The organism is Iningainema tapete BLCC-T55 (assembly GCF_014698965.1).
Lineage (GTDB): Bacteria > Cyanobacteriota > Cyanobacteriia > Cyanobacteriales > Nostocaceae > Iningainema > Iningainema tapete.
Genome location: NZ_JACXAE010000011.1, coordinates 1 through 24,710 on the forward strand (window position 1 = coordinate 1; position 24,710 = coordinate 24,710).

General features: G+C 43.1%; 26 protein-coding genes. 15 read left to right on the forward strand and 11 right to left on the reverse strand.

Annotated elements, in window-relative coordinates:
- Nucleotides 1–183 precede the first annotated feature (183 nt).
- Nucleotides 184–1,146 (forward strand): DUF6753 family protein, encoded by a 963-nt coding sequence (locus ICL16_RS02155; protein WP_190825256.1) that lies wholly within the window; start codon nucleotides 184–186, stop codon nucleotides 1,144–1,146.
- Nucleotides 1,147–1,301: 155 nt separating this feature from the next.
- The gene (locus ICL16_RS02160; protein WP_190825257.1) at nucleotides 1,302–2,228 is read left to right on the forward strand and encodes an RpnC/YadD family protein; all 927 of its coding nucleotides are present in this window, start codon (nucleotides 1,302–1,304) and stop codon (nucleotides 2,226–2,228) included.
- A gap of 125 nt (nucleotides 2,229–2,353) precedes the next feature.
- Here the strand turns inward: ICL16_RS02160 and ICL16_RS02165 are convergent, their stop codons facing one another.
- From ICL16_RS02165 to ICL16_RS02175, 3 genes are all read right to left on the reverse strand, one after another.
- Nucleotides 2,354–5,473, reverse strand: coding sequence for a plasmid replication protein, CyRepA1 family (locus ICL16_RS02165; RefSeq protein WP_238360556.1), 3,120 nt, complete (start codon nucleotides 5,471–5,473; stop codon nucleotides 2,354–2,356).
- An 886-nt stretch (nucleotides 5,474–6,359) separates the two neighbouring features.
- Complete coding sequence (locus ICL16_RS02170; RefSeq protein WP_190825258.1) at nucleotides 6,360–7,871, reverse strand: helix-turn-helix domain-containing protein; 1,512 nt, start codon at nucleotides 7,869–7,871, stop codon at nucleotides 6,360–6,362.
- 237 nt (nucleotides 7,872–8,108) lie between these two features.
- Entirely contained in the window at nucleotides 8,109–8,315 is a 207-nt protein-coding gene (locus ICL16_RS02175) for a plasmid partition protein ParG (protein ID WP_190825259.1), read from the reverse strand.
- A 229-nt stretch (nucleotides 8,316–8,544) separates the two neighbouring features.
- Between ICL16_RS02175 and ICL16_RS02180 the strand changes: the two genes are divergently transcribed.
- The 12 genes from ICL16_RS02180 (at nucleotide 8,545) to ICL16_RS02235 (ending at nucleotide 15,673) form a co-directional block, all read left to right on the forward strand.
- Nucleotides 8,545–9,606 carry a ParM/StbA family protein gene (locus tag ICL16_RS02180; protein WP_190825260.1) on the forward strand — a complete coding sequence of 354 codons (1,062 nt, stop codon included), beginning with the start codon at nucleotides 8,545–8,547 and terminating at the stop codon, nucleotides 9,604–9,606.
- 2 nt (nucleotides 9,607–9,608) lie between these two features.
- A complete protein-coding gene (locus ICL16_RS02185; protein ID WP_190825261.1) occupies nucleotides 9,609–9,944 on the forward strand; it encodes a hypothetical protein in 336 nt (111 codons plus the stop codon).
- Nucleotides 9,941–10,180 carry a hypothetical protein gene (locus tag ICL16_RS02190; RefSeq protein ID WP_190825262.1) on the forward strand — a complete coding sequence of 80 codons (240 nt, stop codon included), beginning with the start codon at nucleotides 9,941–9,943 and terminating at the stop codon, nucleotides 10,178–10,180. The genes ICL16_RS02185 and ICL16_RS02190 overlap by 4 nt, the downstream gene beginning before the upstream one ends.
- Nucleotides 10,177–10,386 carry a hypothetical protein gene (locus ICL16_RS02195; RefSeq protein ID WP_190825263.1) on the forward strand — a complete coding sequence of 70 codons (210 nt, stop codon included), beginning with the start codon at nucleotides 10,177–10,179 and terminating at the stop codon, nucleotides 10,384–10,386. Before ICL16_RS02190 ends, ICL16_RS02195 begins: the two co-directional genes overlap by 4 nt.
- A gap of 103 nt (nucleotides 10,387–10,489) precedes the next feature.
- Nucleotides 10,490–10,981 (forward strand): hypothetical protein, encoded by a 492-nt coding sequence (locus ICL16_RS02200; RefSeq protein ID WP_190825264.1) that lies wholly within the window; start codon nucleotides 10,490–10,492, stop codon nucleotides 10,979–10,981.
- Nucleotides 10,982–10,983: 2 nt separating this feature from the next.
- Nucleotides 10,984–11,511: a hypothetical protein gene (locus ICL16_RS02205; protein WP_190825265.1), complete on the forward strand. Its 528-nt coding sequence runs from the start codon at nucleotides 10,984–10,986 to the stop codon at nucleotides 11,509–11,511.
- Nucleotides 11,512–11,524: 13 nt separating this feature from the next.
- Nucleotides 11,525–11,662, forward strand: coding sequence for a hypothetical protein (locus tag ICL16_RS02210; RefSeq protein WP_190825266.1), 138 nt, complete (start codon nucleotides 11,525–11,527; stop codon nucleotides 11,660–11,662).
- A 12-nt stretch (nucleotides 11,663–11,674) separates the two neighbouring features.
- The gene (locus ICL16_RS02215) at nucleotides 11,675–12,448 is read left to right on the forward strand and encodes a hypothetical protein (protein ID WP_190825267.1); all 774 of its coding nucleotides are present in this window, start codon (nucleotides 11,675–11,677) and stop codon (nucleotides 12,446–12,448) included.
- Nucleotides 12,449–12,487: 39 nt separating this feature from the next.
- On the forward strand, nucleotides 12,488–12,964 hold the full coding sequence (locus ICL16_RS02220; protein ID WP_190825268.1) for a hypothetical protein: 477 nt from the start codon (nucleotides 12,488–12,490) through the stop codon (nucleotides 12,962–12,964).
- On the forward strand, nucleotides 12,933–14,744 hold the full coding sequence (locus ICL16_RS02225; protein WP_190825269.1) for a hypothetical protein: 1,812 nt from the start codon (nucleotides 12,933–12,935) through the stop codon (nucleotides 14,742–14,744). The genes ICL16_RS02220 and ICL16_RS02225 overlap by 32 nt, the downstream gene beginning before the upstream one ends.
- A gap of 277 nt (nucleotides 14,745–15,021) precedes the next feature.
- Nucleotides 15,022–15,489, forward strand: coding sequence for a hypothetical protein (locus ICL16_RS02230; protein ID WP_190825270.1), 468 nt, complete (start codon nucleotides 15,022–15,024; stop codon nucleotides 15,487–15,489).
- Nucleotides 15,482–15,673, forward strand: a complete 192-nt coding sequence (locus tag ICL16_RS02235; RefSeq protein ID WP_190825271.1) for a hypothetical protein — start codon at nucleotides 15,482–15,484, stop codon at nucleotides 15,671–15,673. The genes ICL16_RS02230 and ICL16_RS02235 overlap by 8 nt, the downstream gene beginning before the upstream one ends.
- Nucleotides 15,674–15,816: 143 nt before the next feature.
- Here ICL16_RS02235 and ICL16_RS02240 read toward each other — a convergent pair whose 3' ends face one another.
- The 4 genes from ICL16_RS02240 to ICL16_RS02255 all read right to left on the reverse strand — a co-directional run bounded on the left by ICL16_RS02240 (nucleotide 15,817) and on the right by ICL16_RS02255 (nucleotide 18,677).
- Nucleotides 15,817–16,014, reverse strand: a complete 198-nt coding sequence (locus ICL16_RS02240; protein ID WP_190825272.1) for a hypothetical protein — start codon at nucleotides 16,012–16,014, stop codon at nucleotides 15,817–15,819.
- A 9-nt stretch (nucleotides 16,015–16,023) separates the two neighbouring features.
- On the reverse strand, nucleotides 16,024–17,190 hold the full coding sequence (locus ICL16_RS02245; RefSeq protein ID WP_190825273.1) for a GIY-YIG nuclease family protein: 1,167 nt from the start codon (nucleotides 17,188–17,190) through the stop codon (nucleotides 16,024–16,026).
- 79 nt (nucleotides 17,191–17,269) lie between these two features.
- On the reverse strand, nucleotides 17,270–17,569 hold the full coding sequence (locus ICL16_RS02250) for a hypothetical protein (RefSeq protein ID WP_190825274.1): 300 nt from the start codon (nucleotides 17,567–17,569) through the stop codon (nucleotides 17,270–17,272).
- Nucleotides 17,556–18,677, reverse strand: a complete 1,122-nt coding sequence (locus tag ICL16_RS02255; protein ID WP_190825275.1) for a hypothetical protein — start codon at nucleotides 18,675–18,677, stop codon at nucleotides 17,556–17,558. Before ICL16_RS02255 ends, ICL16_RS02250 begins: the two co-directional genes overlap by 14 nt.
- 485 nt (nucleotides 18,678–19,162) lie before the next feature.
- On the opposite strand from ICL16_RS02255, the gene ICL16_RS02260 reads away from it, so the two are divergent.
- Nucleotides 19,163–20,176: a tyrosine-type recombinase/integrase gene (locus tag ICL16_RS02260; protein WP_238360557.1), complete on the forward strand. Its 1,014-nt coding sequence runs from the start codon at nucleotides 19,163–19,165 to the stop codon at nucleotides 20,174–20,176.
- Between the two features lie 247 nt (nucleotides 20,177–20,423).
- Here ICL16_RS02260 and ICL16_RS02265 read toward each other — a convergent pair whose 3' ends face one another.
- Genes ICL16_RS02265 through ICL16_RS02280 form a run of 4 tightly spaced genes read right to left on the reverse strand, consistent with a single transcriptional unit; the run spans nucleotide 20,424 to nucleotide 24,257 of the window.
- Entirely contained in the window at nucleotides 20,424–21,755 is a 1,332-nt protein-coding gene (locus ICL16_RS02265) for a CHAT domain-containing protein (RefSeq protein ID WP_190825276.1), read from the reverse strand.
- Nucleotides 21,756–21,761: 6 nt separating this feature from the next.
- A complete protein-coding gene (locus ICL16_RS02270; RefSeq protein ID WP_190825277.1) occupies nucleotides 21,762–22,700 on the reverse strand; it encodes a CBASS oligonucleotide cyclase in 939 nt (312 codons plus the stop codon).
- 5 nt (nucleotides 22,701–22,705) lie between these two features.
- Nucleotides 22,706–23,704 (reverse strand): hypothetical protein, encoded by a 999-nt coding sequence (locus ICL16_RS02275; RefSeq protein WP_190825278.1) that lies wholly within the window; start codon nucleotides 23,702–23,704, stop codon nucleotides 22,706–22,708.
- Complete coding sequence (locus ICL16_RS02280) at nucleotides 23,691–24,257, reverse strand: 7-cyano-7-deazaguanine synthase (protein WP_190825279.1); 567 nt, start codon at nucleotides 24,255–24,257, stop codon at nucleotides 23,691–23,693. The genes ICL16_RS02275 and ICL16_RS02280 overlap by 14 nt, the downstream gene beginning before the upstream one ends.
- Nucleotides 24,258–24,710 lie beyond the last annotated feature (453 nt).

Sequence of the window (24,710 nt, forward strand, 5' to 3'; positions counted from 1 at the left end):
CGAGATAACAGCTTGGGATTTGCAGAAGCATTGGATAAAGCAAATGATTTGGGTTTTGGGAAGATTGACCGCCAAAGGATAAAGCGCTTTTTGAGAGAGAGTGGTGATGCAATCGGTGAAGCGGGGATTTTTAAGAAACTAGCCACCACTAGAGAGTAGTAGGAGTAATAGGAGTAGTAGTAGATGGACGTACAGAAGGAATACGGCGGGGCTAAGCACAATTTAGCTAAGTCACTGCAAAATGAATCAGCAGAACATCGTGCTAAGGTGCTGGAATTTGTGCTGGATTGGGAGATTAACCCCAATGAAGAATTCTTCTTGATTTTTGCAGCGATTGGGCATTTAAAGGTACTTATTGAACAAGCACCAGAAGATATCAGGCAGTTGTTTAAATCAGTTTTACAGGAGTTAGATGAATGGTCGAAAATAACAACGGAGAAACTTCAGATCGACAGCCAACATATCAAAGTAACCGAGAGCTTAGCCCAATCCAGCAAAGCGCTTGGGACAGCCTTGAACAGTCTCGACATTACCTCGACTCAGCTGTTGGAGCAATTGAAGAGCTTGCCAGAACTCTTGAAGCTTTTGAAAGCCGTAGAAGAAAACGCTCCCAACATGAGCTTGCGGTTGGAGAAACTGAATCAATCTCTAGAACAGAAGAAGTTTTTGAAAATCGAATTGATGGAAGAACAATTGCTCCAGTTAAATTCGTTGATATCACAGGACAGAGGAGAAACCGAACTGCTTTTGACAAAAATACAGACGACTCAAATGATGATAACTCGCTTGGACAAGAAGATACAAGAGAGGATAGAGTTGATGGAAGAAAAGCAGCAAGAGTTGATATCCCAGATGTCTCGCCAGCAGAACAAGCTAAACCTAATGGAATTGTTAGGCGTCGGTCGGGCGGCATGGAGCTATAGACTGAAAGTTCTAGGTGTGTTAACTGCAATTCTGGTGGCTTTCAATTTTGTTGTTGGCGATTTGGTAAAAGGTGCAGTTGCCTCTGCGTTAGAGTCAACGGCAGTGGTATTACCAGTAGATGTAATTCAGAAACTCGATTACGCAAGCAAACAATCGGGTTATGCTACTGTGAAACTGCAGCGGATTGAGAAGGCACTGGGAATTAAGAAGAAACAAGAGTGAATTGGGCAGAAGAAAAGCTAGAATTTGTGTTGCTTCAGAAAAACCAAACTTTTATTCCTTGAATGTGCTTGCATTGGTTAGCAAAAAGATTTGGGCGAAAAATTCGTTCAAACTTAACTGGAGCGTTCACCAACAACTGATTATTTGTTTCCTACATGACCAACCCCCAAACTGAATTCGACTCTCCCTGGAAGGACATCTTACAACTGTATTTTGAGGACTTTATGCGCTTCTTTTTCCCCCAAGCTCATAGGGAAATTGATTGGACAAAACAACCTGAATTCTTGGATAAGGAATTACAGGAAGTGGTACGAGATGCAGAACTAGGAAGAAGGTTTGCTGATAAATTGGTAAAATTATACCGCACTAATGGTGAGGAAAATTGGATACTTATCCATATCGAGGTCCAAGCCCAGGAAGAAAGCAACTTTGCCCAAAGGTTGTTCATATACAACTACCGGATCTACGACCGTTACAAGCGCCCGGTAGCCAGTTTTGCGGTTCTTGGTGATGAGCGTAGCACTTGGCGACCCGAGCAGTTTGGTTACGAGTTGTTTGGGTGTAGTGTAGATTTTAGATTTCCTGTGGTTAAGTTGGTAGACTATCAACAACGACTATCTGAGCTAGAAGCCAGTCGCAACCCGTTTGCCACTGTCGTTATGGCGCACCTGGCTGCATTGGAGACTAGCGACGATAGGTTTGAGCGCAAACGCCAAAAGTTGGCGTTAGTGCGGAGATTGTACGAACAGAGATTTGAGCGGCAAGAGGTTCTCAATTTGTTGGCTTTCGTGGATTGGATGTTGACGTTACCATTGGATTTGGAAACAGAATTTAAGCGGTCTGTAGAACAATTGGAGGCGGAACAGCGTATGCGGTACGTTACGAGCTTTGAGCGAATTGCCCGGAGGGAAGAATTATTAAAAAGCATACCCGTGTGCTTGAGACTTAAATTTGGCTCTATAAGTCAAAATTTATTACCTGAAATTGAGCAGATTGAGGACTTCCGTTTATTGGAAACAATCTTAGAAGCGATAGAAACAGCTAATACGGTAGAGGAGTTACGGCAAGTTTATCAACCCTAACCGAGTAATCAGGCAGCGGTACATCACTTCTGTTGAGCGATTTGATATTGAAAAAGGTAAGCAGCCGATACTTCCTGTTTAATGCCCTCACTCAGTAATTCAACACACGCTTTTATTGGGGTATTTTATCCATCTTCTGGTCCAAAATGTTCAAAATCGATATTTTCAACTTTGGTATCCACCTCCTCCCCGAGGGGTTCCCCTATACCATTATGGGGGGGGGTGGATACGGGGGAGTCAGTCGGCGCAACCCCGTACTGGGACTGCAATCCAGCCTGATATCGCTGTTGTGACTCGGCGGCAGTACGCGCCCGTTCTTCTTTCTCGGCACGCTTGCGTGAGCGGTGGGCAATTACCGACATCGCAAAGTTTAATTCCGACTCTAGAAGCGAGAAATGTTTAACCTGTTTACCTCGTGGCCCAATTTTACGGTCAACCAATTTTAATCCCAGTTGATCTAGCAGAACCCCCAGTAGCCATATCGGTTGGCAGTTAGAGGGAACAGTGAAACCCAAAATCGCTTTAACATGAGGCGCACAATATTTGGCTCGCTCGGTCATTCTCAACAATTCGGGGTCAGTGGCAGTAATTTCTGACCCGGAAATTAAGCGTTTTAGGATGTCTCGTAGTCCCAAGTTGAACCTAGCCAACCAAGAAGCCGAGTAATTGCCCCAGTCCATGCACAACGGTAGGTGAAATCTCTCGGAGCGGTCTTTCTCTGCCACAATTGTTGGTGGTGCTGGGTATTGCAGTCCGGTGCGAGAATCTTTTATTACACCATCTGGTTCTGATAGAATTGCCTCTAAATTGACGATCGCCCGAATTAATCTGCCACCATTATCTTTCTCGACCAGCGACTCTGTTACCTCCATGCCGTATGCATCCTGAATGCGGAATTTTTCACATTCATAAACTTCTTCTGGCGAATGGTAGTCTTTGCTTTGACGCAGACGATACTCACTCGCTGTGATATTATTAGCTAGGGCAACTGCTGCGTAATAGGCAGTGTCCAGGGCAATGGCAGCATTTTTAAGACGCTCCTGGGCTAGTTTATCTGACAGATCCCCCATAGGTATAATTTGATTGCCCATCTCAGTTAACAGATCGCGCAGATCGGTACGCAGATTGTTGATTGATTGGTGTCGCGTTGCCATTATATGTACGTAAGCATCCAACGCCCAGTCTTTTTCAGCACCCCGCCGTCCAGTTTCGCGGTCAATCCGCAGCAGGAAAGCTGTCATTTCGTTAGTTTGCAGCAACCGCTCTTTAATTTTGCTGGCATTGGTGTCTTGATAGCCAAAAGGAGGTCTTGGCGCTACCCAGACGTGGATTGGCACTTTGGGACGATAGCGGTACAGTTGTTGGGCGCATTCAGTAGCTGTTTGCGAAATCCCGTGAAATACGCCAAAGACCGCATCAAAATGATATTCAGGTATATCCACCCCTGTACCCAAGCTAGGGGATGTTAAAAGGGCATCTAGACCCTTTACAGCGTTAGTTATGTCTTTGATGAAGGCAACGTTTTCTTCACTGCCAGAGTTGTCTGAGTGGATGGACCATACCCGTAACCGTTGCTCACCGGAGTCAGTATCTTTGTCATCCACCCGTACCTGCACTGTAAGCGACTGTTCAAGTTTCTTAACAAAGCGCTTGGAGTCGGAAACCACCATGATTTTCAGCCCAGCCATGAGCGCGGAAGAAATCTGGGCAACAGAGGCGGAAGAGTCATCACCTTCATACCAGTAAATTGGGCGATCGCCATTCTTCCACTCGTTTTTGATAATGAACGGCTCTTCACCAGGTGGACGCATTGCCCGGAAGAAGTTCACCGTCACGTCGTCCATGTGGGCGTCGGCAATTACCACCAGTGGTGCATTATACACTATGTATTCCAGTACCTCCAGAATCGCCGCCCGATGTTCTTTGCAGGTTTTACTGTGCAACAGGTGAGTTAAGTACTGGCAAGCTTCATCAATAAACACGCAGCCATAAGTTAGGGCTTGGGTGTTGAGCTTGTGCAAACTGTCGATGGTGATGCTGAGGGCAGTTGCTTTGGCTAAACCTGTATAACCCAAATCTGAGTACATCTCGGTTTGCAGGCGTAGAGCCAGATTTTTGAGCAAATTAACTCGATGCCCGTTGTTGAGGAACCGCCCGTCTGGATGCTCGTCACGCCACCGCCGCATTAGTTCGGTTTTGCCCGTACCCATGTCACTGCATAATACCACCAGCCCGGACTGTGGTAATCTAACAGCTTCGGATAGATACTTGACATTTACCGTAATATGTGGAGTGTACTTATTGCTCAGTCCTCGGCGTTTTTGGTGGTATGCGCGTTGGTAATCCCCAAGTGTTTTGGCATCATCAATTATGGCAGTCAGCAGTGAGTGAGCTTCTTTTCCACGGGCGACCACAAAATCATCGACGCCTTTTTCTGGTCCCGGTAGTAGCGCTACTTCACAGATACAACCAACTGCCTCAATTGTCTTGCCAGTACGCACGGTAGCTTGGAAGACCGACCAGCGAGTTTTAAGTTTTGTTTCGTAATCGAAAAGGATAATGAACTTGCGCCCATGACGTGCTAGTGGCAACAAGTCGGGGTGCAGGCGTTCGTCAAAGTCTTTTTTGCCGACGCGCCCGTTCCAGATACCGGGGAGGGCGATCGCCACAAACCCCAGGCTCAACAAACAAGCAGCTTTTTTCTCACCCTCGCACAATATCACGGGGATTTCTGGGTGTCGCTGTACCCATTCCCAAAAATTAAGTGGATGCAACCTATCTTGGAGGCGCAGCGCCAGGGGAGAATGATACCGCTTAATATTGTACCGCTGCGCCACTAAGTCCCAGATGCAGTCGGGGACATCGAAGTAGGTGACGCGGTTGGGTGTTTTGGGAGGAGATTCGTATTTGACGGGTTTGCCTTTTTCAGCATCAATCCGGGGATTGGTGGGCTTAAAGCGTCCCCATTCCATCGGTTGCCAGTTGTTTTGGGGATCTAGTCCGCTAATCCACAGTCCACCGTCGGCGGCGTGTCGGTATTGGTTTAAGAAACCATCTGTGACTCGACCGGCATTTTTGCGGGGTATGACACCAGAGATAAACAGGTAGATGTAAACAATTTCTCCCGCAATGTGGATGAAGTTGCGCTCGATAAGGGCGGGATGGATGGCGCTGCTGATGGCGAGTTCGTGGTACTCGGCAGCAGTCAAGTTGTTGGGGTGTTGTACGGGGGAATTGTCGTTCATCCGCGCTCACCCCCTTTGAAGCAGAAAAACGGAGATGTGGCAACAGTACCCAAGAGAGGTCTAGGGAAAAGGGGGAGCAACTTACTGGGGATGCTAAATGCACTTGCACTATGTGTAGAAATTTTCACGGTGGTTATTCGGGCATGGAATAACCTTCTTTAATACCATCCCGCTTTTTTAACCCTGAAAAATCGAGGCTACTTAACTTAATTAACTTAATTAAGCTTGTCTACCAAGCTGGAACCCTTGAGTGACAAAGGTTTCAAAAAAAATGCGTAGGGCGATCCTATAGCTAGCGTAGGTCGATCCTATAGCTAGCGTAGGGCGATTCTAGAAAGTTTGTCTACCCAGTTCAAAGCTTTGTCTAGTATGCAATTGAAGATTTTTATTCTCAATAAACTGAGTAGACAGACGATTTATCAATGGTTTCAGCTATTTGCTTATTGAGAATAACTGGAAGGCGGAAAGATACAAACAGCCCTAACCCTTTCAATATGTGGGGTTTGGGGCTGTTTATTTAAGTCAGATGTAAGGATTAGTTTAAAAAATTGTTACCCGATTCTAGAGGAATTATTGCCGGATTCAAGTGTGAAGCGATTCTAGAGCAAATGTAACCGGATTCTAGAGAACTGGTCTACCTTTATTCGTGACAAGTTAAGGTCACATCCAGTTTGTCAATAAGTAATGTTACTCAAATTGGCTGTGAATCCCTGGTGGAAATAGCATTTGATCCGAAATCAAATGAGTAGACAAGCGTACACCGATTCTAGAAAATTTGTCTACCTATGTACAGCAGAGGCGAAGTAAGCTAAAGAGCGATTTTATTCTCAACCAGATGAAGGTGATTCTAGGGAGAGTAGACAAGTAGACAGGCGTGGGCGCGGTTTTAATCGCTCATAACTTGGTTTAATTCTGGAGCTAACCACTCCCAAAGCAGTTTTTGATGAAGGGGCTGAATCTTACGGGTTCCATTAATCCACTTGCCAGGAAGCGATTTTTGCAAGCCCAGCCGCTCTGCTAGATGCGATTTAGTCCATCCTCTTAGCTTCAAAGCTTCTGACAACGCCCATCCAGGGATTAGTTTCTGGCTATCTTCAACCGCTGTATCTTGTTGCTGGGTAGGTTGCGAATGCTTACTCTCGGTGAGTACAGTTTGAAGCTTTTGCTCAGGCTTGGGCTTACTAATTGGAAGTGCAGGAGCGTTAATCGCTTCTAGCTTTTCCTGAATTTTTGCTGTAGGTTTGATAATTACTTTGGCTTCTAGCCAAATATCTAGCCATTTGTCCGGTCGTCGCTTACCTTCTGTGTGTTTATCATCTGGTAGAGTCCAATTTGGTTGGATTGATTCGGGGTAAGTAACTGGTTCAAAACTAATTTGCCAACCTAAATCTTGCAGCGTTAGTAGGGCATTATCCCACTGTTCAATCAGTTCCTTTCTTTTATAACGATTACTCTTACTCTGAAGCTCCTGCAATTGTATTTCTGAAAGATATCCTATCCGCTTTAGTAGTGTTTCTACCTTGTATTCCCCATCAATTTTAATTCGGCTCATTATGGTTAGGAATACTGCTAGTTTTGCAGCCATCGGATTTTGATAGGGATTGATTTGCAGAGTGCTTTTAGCTAAAAGTCCGTACTCATACAGTGAGCGGTAGTTTTCTAAATCCTGAAATGGTCGAACCCAGTCATTAGCCCCAACCGTGATGAATAACTCTGTAGGCTCGTCAGTCTCATTGCTAACTTTATTAGGTTGATTATGTTCCACCGTAGGAGATACGTCTCCTTCATATCTTAGCTTCAGCCGCCACATAGCTTGAATTTCGGCTGAATATTTCATCCGCTTTAGGTCAAGCTCATTAATGGTGATACTCAGGTGGGCTACTTGCAGGGCTAGATGTCCGAGTTTTTTCAGCTTATTACCCAAACTTAAATCGGTTCTATTACTCCAACCAAAAGTTTTAATTAAATCAGTTCCTTTGATAGTAAATGCACCTGACCAAGGTTGATCTAAATCCGTGGCGCAAGACGCAAAAACTAAAAACATATAAGCAACTTCTGGGTTAAATTTCTGAATAATCTCCCAGGCTGCATTCCCGGCTACAAGTTCTATTCTGTTGGTTTCCGGGTTTTCTTTAATGATGTTGTGTTCTATGAAACCTTGACCAAAAAAGCGCCGAAAACAAGGAATACCCTCAATAGTATCCCAAAGGGTTTTTCCTAAACAAGCTTGCGCTCCTGATAAGTAAGGGTGAGAAGTCATTACGGGAGCATCATCAGTTGTTTGAAATAATGGTGGTTTGGTCACGGGGGCTGGTTTTTTGGCAAGCCCTACTAGTGAGCATAAATCTTCTGCAGAGGAGCTTTTATAATTAATTTTTATGCAATCGCTGTTAGCCATAAAATTATTTTTAAATCATCTTTTACACCTGACGGAAGCCCATATCAGATAGATGCTGATGCCGATGGTGTTGTAACCAACGTTGCCTCTGGTTGACTGACCCACCAATGTACTGAAAAGAACCTAGTGAGTCGATAGCGACGTAGATTCAAATGCAGCTAGCTAGCCAGCTAGACAGCCGCTCGCGCTTATTTAATGGCAGTGACCGCAGTGTAAGTGGGACTCGGGCGCTTGCGTTCATGCTTCCCCCTTGCCCTTCAATGCGGGTGAGGGGTTTTCGTTTTCTTCTAGCCATTCTTCTATAAGCTCAGTTATCACTTCGCTCATAGTTTTTTGTTGTGCTGTACAAGCCAGCTTAAATCTCAGCTTCAAATCCTTATCGACGTAGCTGCTTAGTTCCGTCATGTTTGGCGGTAGTTTCGCCATTATTTCCTCAAGTCTCATATACGCTTATCCTCGTATGATACTGTTCTGCCTTTACTCGGTTACTACGTTGCGCCTTTACGAGTAGTAATGCTATCCTACCACTATAGTCTAAAAACACCCAAAAAGCTTACTGTAAGCCGAAAGTTGCTGATTTTCGGTGACAGGATTCTTTGTCAAAAATTACCTGAAGACCTAACTAGGATGGGCGTTTTAGCAATTTAATTAAGTTTTGTGGAGGAATTTGACAATGATTGCAATTCAGCCGACACAGGCTGAAACTTCCCAAACTCCCCCACCCGTTCCCGTGGGAGTCGATACTGGGGCAGGGTCATTAAAACTGGCGATCGCCGGAACACGAGTTCGCACCCCTTCAAAAGTGGTTGAAGTGAACGACTTAGAAGACGACTTGAAATCTTCAGAGGGTGGATACTTTTTTTACCAGGATGGTGAGCGCACTGATTTAATTAGCAAGCAATTCCTAACAGGTTCTCTCGCTTCTTGGAAAGCACCAACTACCCACACCAAACTCAGCGACGACTCAGTACTCAAGGTGGAATACTCACTGCACACGTTGCTTGGTGGATTGGCTACTCTACCCTATGCGAGAGAGTGGAATTTGCACTTAGTCCTAAGCATCCACAACTCCAAGCTTTTTAAGGATGCGCTTGCAAGCAAAATCAATGGTTCCCACATCGTTAGCTTCGGCAGTAAAAATAGTTCGGCATCTTTAGTAAACCTAAACGTCTCCCTTGTCGTTCCTGAAGGCGCAGGCTCCTACAGCTACTGTGTTGCAGCCAAACCAGAACCACTGATAGACCGCACCGCACAGGCGATCGCCATTGACTTCGGTACATCAACCGTTATCCCCACGGTTTTCGCCCCAGGCGGTGCAATCATCCACCGTCAAGTTTTAGAGGTTGGCGGGTGCATCGACCTCTTGGAGGCGATTGCAGCTGACCCAGAGTTAATTCAGTTTTTGGGGACTGGCAAGGCAGGCAGTGTCGAAACCATCAGGCTTGGAGTTGAAAGCGGAGACTTCCAGTATGGCACACGATCTTACAACTTTCGCCACATCTACGCCCGTCATCTCACACCGTGGCTCAAGGACCGTTTGCGCTTAGCCTTCAAAGAGATTGCAGAGTGGCGGGATGTTGCTCAGAGCTTTGTTGCTTGGGGCGGTGGGGTGCAGATGCCTGGAGTCTCGAAAATGCTGCAATCACTTTGTATCACTCCTGTGCCTGATGCTTGTTGGGCAAATGCACTCGGCTTAGAGCGGATGGCAGCGGGAAGATTAGCACGAGGTAAGTAATTATGGCAGAAAACAAGCGAGTGCGCCTAGAGCCACATATTGAGGAGTATTTGAAGTCTCACGCCCAAAGAGTTTTAGGTAAGTCGGTAGACCTAGTAACAACGGCTGACTTAACCACAATTACAAACGCATTGCTGTATGAGCATAAGCTAGCGCAATCAATGGTTAAGCAAATCCCATTTATTAGGTTGTTCGACTGGCTGACATCTTTAATTCCAAGTAACAACAAAGTTTTGCAGATTCCTCAAGTTGAACCAGCAGCACTGACACCCAAAACTGAACCAGAAAACTATGAATTTGATGCTGACTTAGGCGACCTGTATGAGGAGGCTGCATGACACCCGACGAAATAAAGCACACTCTTAACCAAATCGCCAGCAACTTAATTCACATTCTAGAATCAGATGCTAGGCAGCAGATTTTAGAAGTATCTGATTGTGGAGAACTAGAAATCATGCTAGACAATGCTAGTCAAATAACTACCCAGCTTAAATTAAAAGTTTCTCGATCACTTAAAAAAGAACTTCACCTAGAACGCGGAGAAGTTGTTTGTTTAGGGAGCATCTACCAATGATGGACTGCACATTACTCAATCGCAAATTTAGCTACCGCATTATGGGTAAGCCAGAAATATATCATTTCTCACATGTAGAAGGTGAGTTTAGAAGAAAGCGCTACGTGTTTTGGAGAATCTCCAAAACCAATCCCAATAAGCGTGTGAATATTTCACGCTCATCAGGAACAAACACCGCAAGTAGCTTGGGAAGAGATTACCAATGATGAAGCGACTGCCCCCACTGCCAAGTAGTGCAGTCGCTTCGCAACTACAGTGGTGAATCTCCGCAGCTGAATACGAAGAAACACAACAGAGGAATTTTAGCTCATGTCAAAACCAGTTGGATACTATTGTTCTGCAACACAGTTAGATAATCTTTGTGAACGCTTCGGTCAGGAGCTTGATTTGTTAGACCGCGAGCAAAAACTTGAACTCAGAATTGTCCTTACTTACTTCATCTGGGGGCAAGACCAGATGGGCGACTCTTACACAATTAACGATGCCTGGATAGATAGTTTAGAACAATTGTCAATTGAAGATAACCAAATTAATGAGTGTTTGTCCATTCTAAAAGGTATTTCAGTAAGGGATGCTGAGTCACTTTTAGTTGCTCTACAAGCACAATGTACTCAAGGTAATGCACGCCTCAAAACTCCAATTGAAACTACAACACACCAACTAATTGAGCTAGGTGTACCAGCAACTCTTGCATTGACTGCCTCAAACATTATCCATCAAATAGACAACCTTCGCCCCAGGACAGCGGACGAGCAAGCCCTTATCAATCAAGTACACGGGATTTTAGTGAGAGGTAAATAGTTATGTCACACCACGAATCAAAACTATACCAAGCGGCAACGGAATTAGGTTCAGTACTGGAGCGGGATGAAGAATTTTTGATTCAAATAGACGAAATAATTGACCCCATCAACCGCAAACCGACAATTGATATAGCAGACAAGCTGGAGCAAACCAAGCAGCAGCTTTTAACCGAGCAAGGGAACGTTAAAACCAACCTAAGAATTGTGGTTGAACTGTTAGAAAAAGTGATGGTTCTACAGTCACTTAACGAAAAATCGACCTACTCCACTGCTGAAACTTTGCGACACTTTCAAGGGAAACTTGATAAACAAAAGTGGGATGATCCATCCCCTCCTAACATTGCACTTTATCTGTTCTGGCAAGTGTGGGCTGCAATTGCATATTCTGCCATCACTATCGGTGTGCTGTTAATAGCTTATGTACCCGCTGCTAACTACTGCCAGCGTCGTGAGAGTCCCTTCTGTGCTGGTATCCACAATATGAGGACATACGTTGTGGGTGAATCTAAACCTACCAATTTGAAGTAGTGGAGTTAGGGCAGTGAATGAGGATATCAAAAGCGCGATCGCCACCACAATACTTTTCATCGGGCTAGCAATTTTGATACCAGCAATAGCTAAATCTGTGGCAGAGGCTAGACCTAGTATTCATCTAGAAATTCGACTAGACATCTACTGAGGAATTGTAACAATGGCGAACATCATAAAATCAGGCGTATCAGCAGTACAACGATTTGTAGGTAATACTCGTAAATCTGGCTCAAACAATTCCGGTGGTGGTGGAATGGATAACGGGATACGAGCTTTTGGACTTCAGCCAGATCAGATAGGAATACTGCAAGCTTATTACCCAGCAATTGACTGGAATAACTTACCTAACCTTACTCCAGATGACCTTGCATTGATGCGAGATAAAGTCAATCAATTTCAGTGGTTTATTGACAATTTAAATGAAATTGAAGACTTACTGACTACTTACATTGATAACCAGGTTACTTTCAACGAATTCAAGAGTAGGTTGGTTAAACATGGTTTCAAAGGTGCTGAAAAGATTGAGAAGTCAGTACTTGATGTGTTTCTATCCTTCCAAGGTTATACCCGCAATCGGAAGAAATTGGCTAAGGAATCTGATAACTCTATAGCACTGATGGATGCCGATCTAGAAAGTGCTTTTGAAATGTCAGATGCATCCCTAGAAACATCCCTCAGAATTGCTGCTATTCGCAAAGCTAAGAAGCTAGAGGAACTAAAGCAACGTCCAGAACAAGCTGAGCTTTTGGAGCAGATTAATTCTGAACAACGAGCGCTTAAGCAGTCCATCAAAGACCGTATTAAATATGGGACTGCAGGTAATCCAAGAGCAGCAGTAACCACAGGTGCAACATCTACTGCATCATCTACTGCATCCAGTAGTAATAAACGTGGTGGATTTGGAACAGTGTTTGACTTCTTTAAAGGCAAGTAAGTAACTTTATTCCCGGTCATTGTACCGGGTATTTATTATATGTTTTTACCACAGCTACCACAGCAAGAAACGAAAAAGATTGAAATAGAAATTAAAATAGCAGAGAAAACTAGATTAGTTAAAAATCTACGTAACTGGGCTATTTATACGGGTTGTTTCTCTGGTGGTTTATTTTTAGCATTTCTCCCGAGACTGAATCCAGGACTATGGATATTTTATGGAATAGCCTTGATTTCAATTGTTGGATATCTGATAGCAGTAAAACCAGTGGATGCAACAGAAGAGAGTCTTAGTTTGAGAAGATTAGCAGGACTGGCTGTAATTATTTCTGTTATAGGTGGTCACTGGGATGGGATGATATTATTCGCAAGTAAACCTATACTGGTGGCTAATTCAGTTCTACCTTTATGGATTGCAGCAATTTCATTAGTAGGAATTGTAATTATTTTACTTTTCATTTCGATTTTACTGTGGAGGATGGCAGATGATAAATCACAGCAAAATCCTTTCAAATAATGCCACCCCGATAGGAATTTGTAGTCTCCTTATTTCCCTTGGTGCAGCTGCTACAAGCACAGTAGGATATTTCGACACAAGGGTTAGTTACTGTGATGGTCGGTCTAAACCATGTACCCCAGTGGTGACGGTAGAACAGGATGCTGTACCCCATGAATACCGCAAGAACGAACAGATATTACTAGGTAACGGACTGGGTAAAACAGTTGCTGCTTTGGGGTCTATGTTAGCTTCAACAGTAGCGATAGTTAGTTTAAGTATTGCTGCTAATAACAGAGAAAATATTGATGAGGAGAACAGTCTTTCATCCAATGAACACCGTACTAGGAAACTAATTCAAAGCGATTTACAAATACAAATAGCTGAAATTGAGGCAGAAGCACAAGCAAAATTACACCGTAAATTAACATACGATGCAACAGCAGAAATGTACTTGGATGAGTCGCCCGAACTGGTTGATGATATTGCCCAGATACGAATAAAAGCAGAACAACTTGCTAAGGAAGAGGAGGAACGGGAACAACAGGAGATAGCAGAGGCACAGACATCTGTGCTAAAAGGGGAGGCGACTGCCATTGAGATTCCATCCACAACCAACAAAGAACATTACCTCAACATAGGGAATACAGCGTTAACCAAATTAGGAACCCTCACACAAAGCACAATCGTAATTAGCACTCCAGGTGCAGGTAAGACAACCACAATCGGTACAGCTTGGGGAAGGATGCGGCAAAGATTGGGAGCTAGTTTTCATGCGACGGTTATTGTTTATAAAAAACGTGATGCTGAGGCGTTTCAAACGATTGCTGACGAGGTATATTGTTTTCATGAAAATTCAAAACGGGCGGTTGAAACTGTGCTGAAATTTGTTGACGATATGAAAGCTCGTCATGAGGATAGTATTACAAAACGCTTGTTCATTGATGATTTTTTGACTATCTGGGCTGAGATAGAAGCGCTATTCAATGGCAAGTACCTCAATACAACCACAGGGGAATTTACCACGAAGAAAACTACAGATACCGTTGCTGTTATTGACTGGCTAATCAGCCAATTAAATGCCGTGTTTTTAATAGGGAGACAAAGTAATGATGCACTTTGGATCTGTAGTCATAGCCCTAATGTTGAGGCATTACCATTTGTAAAAGATAAAAGTAGTAGGATTGCTGCTAACTTAATCTTTCTCGCGAGACAAGACCCCAATAACAGCAACGGTAATTATGAAGTCATCGAAGCAAATATCAACAACAATCACCTAATCTCTAATGACGAAAAACGGAAGGAATTAAAAGCAGTTCTGCCAGGATTAATTAACCTTAGTCAGCAGACTGGTGAGCCAATTATTCTCACTTCTCATGGTGCTTCTGGTGGATGGGAACTAGGATTGATTGGTAAAAATATTCGTGAAGAATATGAACAATACAGGGATGAATGGGAAAGCAGGTGTGCAGATAGTAAGACACCTGCTCAGGGAACAAAGATTGTTGATTTCAAACCAAATAGACCTGACTTCAATGAATTGTTATCCGCAATTGTAAAAAGTTTTTCTGAGAAAGGAGCAACACGAATTAGCCGCATTCCTTCAGGTTGCAATCGTGTGCGAACGGCAATAGCTGAATTTGATGATGACCGTAAGAAAGATATCTTGGTATATCTCGTAGAGCGACTAATTCAACAAGGATTGGCTGAAGTTGTGGGAGATAAGGAAGCAGAACAGAAGGTAAAAGAAGGTAAGCCGACATTGACCACTGACCATGAATTCCTAATAATTACTCAATGAGTTGTGTGGCTGTATGGTATTTTGAGGGGAGAGTATTTTGGGGGGATAGGCACTACTTATACAAAACCCACACAATCCACACAACCCATGCACACAACACCACACAGCTTTCACGCATCCAGCACACAAGCCCACACAACGCTATAGCTGTGTGGCAGCCCTTAAAACTTGTGTGATGTGGATACACACAAGCTAAAAATATTTCACCCAGCTTACAAATATTTGATTACTACTAAAAAAAATGCGCATACCCTACATTGAATTAATCACAGGGACGTTGGCAATCACTGGAACATTATCAACAACAGCCTTGGATTTACTTGGGGTGGATTGGGATAGAGCAATAATAAAAGCTGGAGAATTACTTACTCCTAATCGTTCCACCTTTGAAAAGATGGTACTTTATGGAAGCGCAGGAACTGGTGCAGGATTGATTTTGATTGGTGCTGGTGCGGGTATTGCTCGTATTAGTCTTGAAAAAACTAAGAATGATTTAGCTAAAGAATTCTTGGATAATTGGTCAGAATTTGAGCGATTGAAAAAATCATGCAGGGAATGTAGGCATTATAAAGGTGGTGGTCATTGCTCGTTACACATCAAATCTAAATTTGATTGTGGTGATAGGGAAGAGAAACAAGAATGTACCAGTTGCAAGTACTATTATGGCGACCCACTTTTACCCTGTGCCGTGCATCCGGAATTGAAAAAGAATTGTAGTGATTGGATGAAGAAAGAAGATGCCTAAACTAACAATTGAAATAAGAGAAGACTGGGCTAAATGCCACAACTGCAAGCAAGAATTTATGCTTGCAAAGGATGCAGCCCAAGACCCAGAAGGATACCTGATTCTTTGTCCAAACTGTGGTTATCGGTGGTTGCCAGATGGCTCTTTCCCAAAAAAACATCCACGCTATCAATCAGAAGAGTAAATTAAAAAACCCGCTTTACCTAAAGTAAACTTCTGTTGGTTGAGCGGGTTTATTCTTTGTCGCTAAAAATAGGCTAATGGATCTGACGGATCGAATTGCGGCTCTGGCATCCATGAATCATCCCAGAGCAAATAATCAGGGCTTCAGCCATAAGACTCGCTGTTTATATCGCATTCTTCCATAGCTTTAAGAATGCATTTGCCAAAAGGTTCTTGAGATACCGAACAGTCCCAGAAATAAAACTTGGGGTCTTTTTCTAAAGAGACGGTTGCGTTCCAGGTATCTGGAAAAATCTCCGATTCTTCTACTTCTATTTGGTAGCTATCGTAAATAATAATCATCGTTCCTCCTCATATTGTCGTATTAGCTTTAAAGAGAAAAGCTTGAACTTTGCGAACCGTGTTAACAGAAACACCTGCTTTAGAAGCTGCCTTCCGCAATGACAAACCCGCCTTCAATGCTTCAACCACCGCCTGAGTTGATGGCTTCTGTAAAAACTCTTCTTCCGTTTCTCTAGATCGCCCAACATGCACGCCCCACTGTTGCGCTCGCTGCAATCCCACCTTAATTGCTTGGGAACGAGCCGCCGCATGAAGGTCAGCTTCAATAAGAGCTTCCACCTGATCCGGTTTGCCCTCCATGATGTCAGTCTCAAGCTGGGTTAAGGTTTTGGGCTTCATCCGCCGCAACTCTCGCAGCACAGACTTGACATCATCAAATTTGTAGTACTCGGTCAAACTGCCAATGGGGTGGTTAAAACCTTGAAACCTGTGTTTGAAATAGAGTTCAATGTTTCCCCGATGCCCCCAGGCGTCTAAAATTTTGATGGTCACTGAAGTAAAGTGCGATCGCAACTCCGCTTGCACCTCTGTCACCCGTTCCGCCACTTCCCGGCGTGTCACCCCAATTTTATAAAAAGTTTGCCCATCCGCTTGGACTTCTAAAAAGTACAGCGTGTTGCTGAGGATACGTTTCAACTGCGCCCGGTACAGTCTTATGTCAACAAGCAACTCTTGCAGTAGCGGGGAATCGACATCATAAGCTTTGAGTGCCTCCCGTTGCAAATCCCTCAATTTCTTTTCAATCAGCGGTTCCTGGACTTCATTAAATAGTTGCAGGGACAGTTCGCCCAAGGGGATTTTTCCCAACTTTGTAAACTCCCAGCCGCCAGACCGACCTTTGTAGTCGTTCCATTGCAGCAGCCTTTTATTCGCTAGCACGGAACGCATTGATGTAGGAATGTTTTCGCCGTGCCAGTACTTCTTTAATGCTTCCAGTTCCTTACTTGTAAGTTCCAGGTTGAATTTGTCAAAGAGCGGTAGGGTGGGAATGTCGCCAGGACGCTCAACTGCGCGGCAAGTCTCCCCGGTGTGGGCGAAATGGTGTTCTTTTTTTTGTCCCTTTTTAGCAGTTAGTCTACCAGCGCAATAGGGGCAAACGAGATTTGATTTGCCCCGTAATACATCATCAATGAAGATTAGCGCACCGTTGCTGTCTACGCCGTAATTTAACCACATACAAGAAATGGTTTGTTGATACAGCTAAGAAGACAGCGTGTAACACGCTGTCTTCATCTAAAAGAACTGTATCAGAAAACTATGCTTGAAAAGTCTCATGGTTATTTAGTTCTTGGTTTTCCTCAACAATTCTTAACTCAATCTTGAAAAAAATGTCTTCACCTTTTTCAACGCAAAAGCACCCACTTTCAATCAATGCGTGCCAGCAGGGATTGAAATTTTCTGTTAGTGTCTGAACAATTATTTCGTGTACGTACCAGCGCTGTGGTATATCCATATCCACGCCGTAATGAGCTAGTTCTTGGTGCAAGAGCGATTCGAGGTGAGCAAAGAAAGTTGATAGTAGCGAATACGCAAGCGATAGCCTACTGTCCATCATTGTACTCCTCTCTATCCTGCTTTCTCAACCAATCAACGACTTCCCCCACATCTTGAGTTGAGATGATGCGTTCATTCGAGTTACTAGGGGGGTTAACAATAAATAGTTCTCTACCCCTACCAAGGGTGGTAGTATCAATGAAAAGCCGATAGCCGCAGCGCTCGGTAATCTGCCTCAACTCGGCATAGTACTCGACTTTGGTATAATGAAAGTCCGATAGCTTTTTGGTTGCTTCATCCACCAATGGGGCTGCAGTTCCATCTGGGGTAGAGGATGCAGGTGTAGATGTTGGTGTATATTTTTGCAACTCCTCAATAAATCTATCCAAAGCCCTAGCAGCAGTTTTATACTGGGGTGATGTGGTCGCTACCTTGCTTTTACCAGAGGTGAGGGATTTGAGAACGCGATCGCGCACTAGTTGGAGGTCGGGTAGTGAGATTGCAGGAGCTTGGGAAAGATTATTCAATTCTTCCTGTAGCACCTGGTTCTGCTGGAGTAACGATTCATTCTCACGTTGTAGTTCAAAGTTACGTTGTACTATACTTACGTTCTCACGCTGCAATTCTTCTATTCTATCGCGTAGTTGCTCCTTCTCCATCTGCATTGCTTCTACCTCCACTTGGACAATACGAACTGTGCCTCCATCCCCACTGGCAATGAGTGGTGCTGCCGGATGGGAAAGTTCTAGCTTTTCTATACGATTGTCCTCAGTAGATTCTATATTGCGTATGTTGTTCTGGAGTTCTTCTAGTTTGTCGTCAAGCTTGGTTTCTAACATTGTTTCTAGAATGGACAATATCCGGGATTCTAGATGTCTATCACGTTCATCTAGAATATTGTCTAGATTGGCGGGGTGTGGTTGACTGCCTCTCTCTACCAGTTGGTTCAGTTTAGCTTTTATCCGCTCATCTATCAGTACCGTTAGATTATTTAGATTAGTGCTAGATTTGGTGTCGGCGGCGATTCTGTTTCCAGTTCTGTACCACTGGATAAAATCAACCAGCACAGCCGAGGCGCTGGAGCCTTCTGTCTTAGCCTGAGCCATAAAATCTTTCCACTCATCTTGGTTTATGCGGAAGGTGGCTAAGAATTTGTCCTTGTCTGCCATGTTCTAGAATCCCATCGGTACAAATCTAGATAAGATTATTGTACAGATAGATGTACAGCATGGGTATAGATTTTCCCGACCCTAAGCTAACAGGAGTCACAATGCACTCTGTCAGCTTTAAAGGGTTTGGAGGATAGATTGTATGCCCACGGGAAAATAAAGGGCTTGGTGGGCATTGTAGAGAGAAATTTTGTCAATAACAAAGCTTGTTGAGAATAAGAGCGCGAAAGTCCATGAAAGTGATTAAGTACAACCGTTTGAGAATGTCTGTCGCATCTAGTACCAGTCGGAGTGGTACTAGATGCTAGTCGGCGGTCAATAAATGTATAAATAACAACAATATTCTCCTCGGGACAAAAATCTCAACCCAAGCCCTAACTTCTAGTCAGCTTTATCTGTTTGTCAGGACACTGTGTAAGGAATTTAAAATCTATAGCGTGGTTTTCCGAATGTACGCAGTATTGTAATATGGCGTTAATGAAAAGATGCATTGTCATGAACGCCCGCCAACTCAGATGTTAAGTAAAAATACGGAAAACTCTCTGGCCTCTGTTGCCAGTCAATTACTTGAGAGTAATGATTTTTTAGCGGAGTTACAGCAGAAAGCATTGACTACGCAGCGGGGGTATGCTGGCAATGTACGGATATTTTTTGAGTATTTTTTGCAACGGTCACCAACAAGTCTCGACGTTGAAGAGTTCTGGGCGTTGGATGGGGAGACGGCTAACGGGTTAATCCTCAAGTTTAAAAATCATTTGGTAGCACAGGGTAGGAAGGGGGCTACTATTAACCGTTACCAGGCTGCTATCAAGTATTTAATTAAGGTGGGGCGGAACCTGAAGCGCTGCCGATATCACTTTGATAGCGACCGGATTGAATCTCTGAAAGTAACCAAGTACCGCGACACCAGGGGCGTGTCCGTGGATGAGTACAACAAAGTTTTTGATGTAATTGATACTTACTCAGTTAAGGGGAAGCGCGATTATGCCTTATTTCTGCTGCTTTGGGCAAACGTCCTGCGTCGGGGAGAGGTGGCAAAGCTAACAGTTGGAGATTTCGATTACCACGAAAATACTTTAATTGTTTATGGTAAGGGCAAGGGCAATGATGAAACTCGGATTGATTTAAATCCTTTTGTAGCAGAGGCGATTAGCGATTGGTTGGGAAGTCGTACAAATATTAAACCCAGTGATCCGTTGTTTATTGCGCTGGACTTCCACAACAAAGGTCATCAGTTGACGGGTGACGGCATTTACGCCATTGTGCGAAAAACCTGCGAATTGGCAGGCATCAAAAAGCGGATGACACCCCATAAGATTAGACATTCGGGTATTACCGATGCCCTTGACTTGGCAGAGGGAGACTACCGGAAGGTTCAGCACCTTAGCCGTCATGCTGACCCCAGGACAATCTTGGTTTATGAGGACAATAAGAATCAGTACCAACTGGAGTTAACTAATAAATTAGCAGCTCGTGTTGGTAAAAGGCGGCAATCTTAATAATAAACGCAAAAGTAGGTCGCTACCCGTCGGGCATCGCAAAGGAACTTCAGGATTTTGAATTTAAACTCTGTAGCTTATGACAGTTCATCCCTGGCACGCCCTGAACCCTGTATCTCTGTTTTCTTGAATTGCAATAAACAACGGCCGTCCATGTTCTAGCAGAAACGTGTAAACAGCCCCTAAATTGATGCTAAAAAGCCAGTAACGGGAATTTCTGATAATGAAATAGTTTTAGTGTCGCTAGCTAAAGTTTTTTTTTCAAAATTGGTATTGACTCTTGTGAAAGGCTCTCTAATTGAATAGCAACTATACCTTCATCAAAGGCTCTTTGAAATAAATCTTGGTTGCCTGAGTTTTTATAACCCAGCCCATCATAAAATCCTTGAGCAAATGCAATTGCTGCTTTGTCTTGAATTGGGTTATTCATCCCAATAACATAATTAATGTATTGGCTAATTGCTACAGCTGGTTTTTGTGAATAACAAGCGTTAAGCAGTACACATTTAACATAATCAGCGTGTAACTTAAACAGAGATGCTAAACCGGATGGTGCAACTGGCTTATTGTTTCCCCCATCATCCTCTAATAGCAAGCTGCCATCTTTTTCACCATGCCCACAAAAATGAACAATTTGAGGTTGTTCTTCCGCGATAGCTCTGCGAATATCGGCTGGACGTACAGCGGTTCTCACTTTAATTTCAAATAAATCTCGGTTGGTGGCTCGTCGTATAGCTTCTTCAATTTCTCGAATCTCTTCATCCAAACGCAGTCCGTGAGGAATTGCTGTCAGAATCAAGATTTTTTGCATCAACGTAGATGGTTCTATTTGTTTATTAGTATCGTGAGATTCTAGAGCTTGGATTAACTTTACTATACCTCTTACTACTTCTTTCACAGGTCTTTTGCCTTGACGGGTGGTTAAACCAGTGACAAGACTGCCAACAGCACTAGTATCAAAAATATGGACGAAACGATGAGGTTCTCCACGCATTTCCATTGCTAAACGTGGCGCTCCTCCACTCCCATCATTGCAGCTAGAGCCAATTTGGAGGTCAAGGGGAATAACGGGTTTGCCATCTTCCATGTATAAGCTAGCCAGGTGTTCGACTCCCTCCCCTCCACCAATAATGATGAGAATATCTCCTTGTGGTGCTTGACGTTGCCGACGTAAGGTGGCTGATGCCAAACCTACCTTAAGAAAATTTATTTCAACTGCATCCTGATCTTGGAGGGATTCCCATAAATCGCGTCGGTAATCGGGAATTTGACTTTCTGTTTTACTTGTTCCGGTTGTGTATACTAAACGTTTAGGAAAATCGGAGGTACTGACCAGTCCTTGCTGTAAACAGTCATGTATGGCGCTTAGTGCAGTCCAGTCAAAAATAATTGGCAGTGAATTACAGTCATTCGGTATTGAAAGAGGTTCTTTACCGATGCCTGTGATAAACATTGCCCCTTCTACTAACAGTGTTTTTACCAGTTCTGCGACTAACTCATGGGCGTAACGAAGGATATTTGGGTCTATGCTTTCATTTGCACTACCCGCAATGTGAATTCGCAGTCCTTTGATTAACATTGATCACTATTCCCCAAACCACTCAAGCCATTTTTCTTTAGACTTTAACTTATCGCTCGCCTCAATTTTCTTCGTTAATCTTTCCAAATAGGCTGATATACGAGTTCTTGCTTGACTATTTGCTTCTCCTAATGAGTCATCTACGTGTAGTGATTGTCCTGTTTTATCTTTAATCGGTGATTTGACAAGATTGGTTGCCTCACGACAAAGATGTGTCAGCATATCTTTATATGTTCTGCTTCCCTGGTAGCCTTTGAAGGCTTCAATAGCTAGTGATTCTGCGTGGTAACCAGATATTTTTAGGTCTTTAGGCAGGATATCTTTGACAACTGCCTTAAAAAGTTTGATTGTTGGTACAACTTTACCAGAAAACTCTTTATTGACAGCAGTTAGCTTGCGAGCAAATGAATCAGGACGTACTACATTACTCCATTTACCTTCTTCTGGATTAGAAATTCTCAAACCACTTACGGTTCTTATGACTGGTAAAATTTGGATTTCTTGCCCATCTGAATAACGGACTGTTACTGCCAATTTACCTACGGAAACATGGGTATTAGGTAGCCGTTGTTGAATTCGCTGTGCAAAGTAGTCTAAAACTTCTTGGGGAGATTTTTTTTCTAGCGATGTGTTATTAACGAGTACTAATGTATCTGCGTCACTCAAACCATTGATGAATGTGTTTTTACGGATTGATCCACCAAATAATAAATCAACGCTATTTTCTATTTCTGACTCAATTGCTTTTTTGAGAATATCTAAATGCCGTTGGGTAGCCTCGGCGTCTCTATCATTAAAGTCCTTTAATACACTTTGAAGTAGACTGTTGACTTCTGAGTTATAAGACGAAGTGTCGGTGCTTTCACCTGCACGCCCAAGCAATTGGTTAATTTCTTCTGAAGAACTGTTAGAAGACCAGCTATAACTTCCACCGCTACCACCCATGACTGTTACTCCTCAATTTCTAGTCCAGCTTCTTGTGCTAAATTAAGTACCTGTGGCATAACTTTTTCCCATGCAGAAAATTCTTTGATAAGTTTTGTATGACAAAATCTATTCATTGCTTGAGATAAGTGGCTAAGATTTTGAATATTTTTAATACTATAAAGTTGATTTAATTCTGATTCAGAATAATGCCAGTCGGCTTGCATAAGTGCTGCTGTTGATTGGTACAAGGTAAAACCGTCAACAAAAGCGTAGCGCAGCCAAGCAAGTCCATCAAATATATCGGCTCCGCAAAGGAAGTATGAAATAATTAAAACAGGGTCTAGGCATCCTAAAATATGGATTGGTATTTCGATACTTTGTTCTAGAAGGTGGAAGCGAATTTTTAGAAGGTTACGGCATCTTTCTAGAATTGAACTCCCAAGTTCTTTTTCTGTTATGCCTAGTACTGAAAATGAAGTTAGGTAATGAGCGTGTTCAAGTAAGCTATCTGCATTGATTACTTTAGATTCGGTTTTTTCTGGCTTATAAATAAAATTAGAGGCGAAATTTGGATAATTCTGAAAGAGTGATTTAGCCATTTCTATTTGACTGAGCGTTGATTGATGCTTTTTCCAGTCATCATAACTAATCAGAACTAATTGAGATAAATCTTGTAAGTTATCAAGTACAGCTTGGTGTAATTCTCTAGACCAGGGGCGGACAGATGTACAGTCTCTGTACGCATAAACATCATCTGAAGTGGCAGTTAGTTTGATTGGTTGAGTCTCATAACCACCACTATCTATAAAAAGAATATCAGAGGCATAAATATATACGTCTTGGAGTTCGTAGTGTATATCATAAGCACTAATTAGCGAGACATCTGAAATATATTCTTTTGTTTTTGTGTAAATGTTTTTTAATTCAGGAAATCCCCGGCTGGAAAATGATGGGACGATAAGGGGAGTAGGGACATCAATGATAGAAATTTGGCGAGATTTACAAATTTCAGAAACTCTCATCCAATGCTCTCCTGTCTAAACATAATGGGCATTCTCCACAGGGGATATCTCCGCGACGTTCGCAGCTAAACGTAATTTCTATTGGCACTTTTGCGATTTTACAATATTTGAAAATATCTTTTTTGGTGAATTCTACAAATGGAGCTTCTACTTGAACGGAACCTGCAAAATAACCATCAAAAATTCGTTGAATATCTTCTAAAAATGCTTTGGAGCAATCGTAATAAGGTGTTCCGGCATGAATTCCTATAGCAAATCTGCCCTGCTTAGTGGGAAGAATGCTGGCAGATGCGAGCAGTAGGGTTGCGTTGCGACAATGGTATTCTCCCTGAGTGCGGACAATTTTTAACCCCAAGTCAATTGTGGTGAGGGAGATGTTGTAATGTTGAGTTAGTGCTAGGACAGCACGGCGTTCTCCTTTAAAGCTGGGTTGGTTGTAGTTGAAGTGGATACCTCTTACAGTCAAACCGCGTGAAAGGTAGAAGGCGATTAAAGCTGCGGAATCAATCCCTCCCCCAAGTAGTAAATTTACGTCTGCGTCTGGTTGAAGCATCAATTGCTGAACTAGCTAAAAAGTTGGATGTCAATCCTAGCACAATAAGCAAGTCCAAGTCCAAGTTTAATTTTGCCGAATGGAGCGCGGCTATCGCTACGACGAGGATGATTGGCTTTTTTATCCGGTGTAGCGAAAGCATCAGTGTGCAAATAACGTTAAACTGACAGTAGCCCGACCGCAGAGCTAGACTAAATCATAAATTAGATAGTGTTCGTTGTTTGACTATTTGTTCTACACTATCCTGTGTTACAAAAATCAAAAGACAAGTTTAGCCCGTGTTCACAGACAACAAAGCTCTTTACCGACAGCGCCTGTAAAGAGCGATTCTATCGTTCCAGATTTTTGTATAAAGTTCTTTACTAAAAGGTGAGTTACATACTAGTTGCTCTAAACTGAGGGAATAAAGTTCTTAACTAGCACAGAGTCATTTTGTACTACAAAGACGCTATT

Bases quoted from the DNA above. Each gene is read 5' to 3' on its own strand.
- ICL16_RS02175 (WP_190825259.1), bottom strand. From the start codon at position 8,315: ATGAGACTTGAGGAAATAATGGCGAAACTACCGCCAAACATGACGGAA.
- ICL16_RS02235 (WP_190825271.1), top strand. From the start codon at position 15,482: ATGCCTAAACTAACAATTGAAATAAGAGAAGACTGGGCTAAATGCCAC.
- ICL16_RS02170 (WP_190825258.1), bottom strand. From the start codon at position 7,871: ATGGCTAACAGCGATTGCATAAAAATTAATTATAAAAGCTCCTCTGCA.
- ICL16_RS02245 (WP_190825273.1), bottom strand. From the start codon at position 17,190: ATGTGGTTAAATTACGGCGTAGACAGCAACGGTGCGCTAATCTTCATT.
- ICL16_RS02205 (WP_190825265.1), top strand. From the start codon at position 10,984: ATGTCACACCACGAATCAAAACTATACCAAGCGGCAACGGAATTAGGT.
- ICL16_RS02225 (WP_190825269.1), top strand. From the start codon at position 12,933: ATGATAAATCACAGCAAAATCCTTTCAAATAATGCCACCCCGATAGGA.
- ICL16_RS02260 (WP_238360557.1), top strand. From the start codon at position 19,163: ATGCATTGTCATGAACGCCCGCCAACTCAGATGTTAAGTAAAAATACG.
- ICL16_RS02250 (WP_190825274.1), bottom strand. From the start codon at position 17,569: ATGATGGACAGTAGGCTATCGCTTGCGTATTCGCTACTATCAACTTTC.
- ICL16_RS02275 (WP_190825278.1), bottom strand. From the start codon at position 23,704: ATGAGAGTTTCTGAAATTTGTAAATCTCGCCAAATTTCTATCATTGAT.
- ICL16_RS02255 (WP_190825275.1), bottom strand. From the start codon at position 18,677: ATGGCAGACAAGGACAAATTCTTAGCCACCTTCCGCATAAACCAAGAT.
- ICL16_RS02155 (WP_190825256.1), top strand. From the start codon at position 184: ATGGACGTACAGAAGGAATACGGCGGGGCTAAGCACAATTTAGCTAAG.
- ICL16_RS02195 (WP_190825263.1), top strand. From the start codon at position 10,177: ATGATGGACTGCACATTACTCAATCGCAAATTTAGCTACCGCATTATG.
- ICL16_RS02240 (WP_190825272.1), bottom strand. From the start codon at position 16,014: ATGATTATTATTTACGATAGCTACCAAATAGAAGTAGAAGAATCGGAG.
- ICL16_RS02215 (WP_190825267.1), top strand. From the start codon at position 11,675: ATGGCGAACATCATAAAATCAGGCGTATCAGCAGTACAACGATTTGTA.
- ICL16_RS02270 (WP_190825277.1), bottom strand. From the start codon at position 22,700: ATGGGTGGTAGCGGTGGAAGTTATAGCTGGTCTTCTAACAGTTCTTCA.
- ICL16_RS02165 (WP_238360556.1), bottom strand. From the start codon at position 5,473: ATGAACGACAATTCCCCCGTACAACACCCCAACAACTTGACTGCTGCC.
- ICL16_RS02180 (WP_190825260.1), top strand. From the start codon at position 8,545: ATGATTGCAATTCAGCCGACACAGGCTGAAACTTCCCAAACTCCCCCA.
- ICL16_RS02190 (WP_190825262.1), top strand. From the start codon at position 9,941: ATGACACCCGACGAAATAAAGCACACTCTTAACCAAATCGCCAGCAAC.
- ICL16_RS02265 (WP_190825276.1), bottom strand. From the start codon at position 21,755: ATGTTAATCAAAGGACTGCGAATTCACATTGCGGGTAGTGCAAATGAA.
- ICL16_RS02160 (WP_190825257.1), top strand. From the start codon at position 1,302: ATGACCAACCCCCAAACTGAATTCGACTCTCCCTGGAAGGACATCTTA.
- ICL16_RS02200 (WP_190825264.1), top strand. From the start codon at position 10,490: ATGTCAAAACCAGTTGGATACTATTGTTCTGCAACACAGTTAGATAAT.
- ICL16_RS02280 (WP_190825279.1), bottom strand. From the start codon at position 24,257: ATGCTTCAACCAGACGCAGACGTAAATTTACTACTTGGGGGAGGGATT.
- ICL16_RS02220 (WP_190825268.1), top strand. From the start codon at position 12,488: ATGTTTTTACCACAGCTACCACAGCAAGAAACGAAAAAGATTGAAATA.
- ICL16_RS02185 (WP_190825261.1), top strand. From the start codon at position 9,609: ATGGCAGAAAACAAGCGAGTGCGCCTAGAGCCACATATTGAGGAGTAT.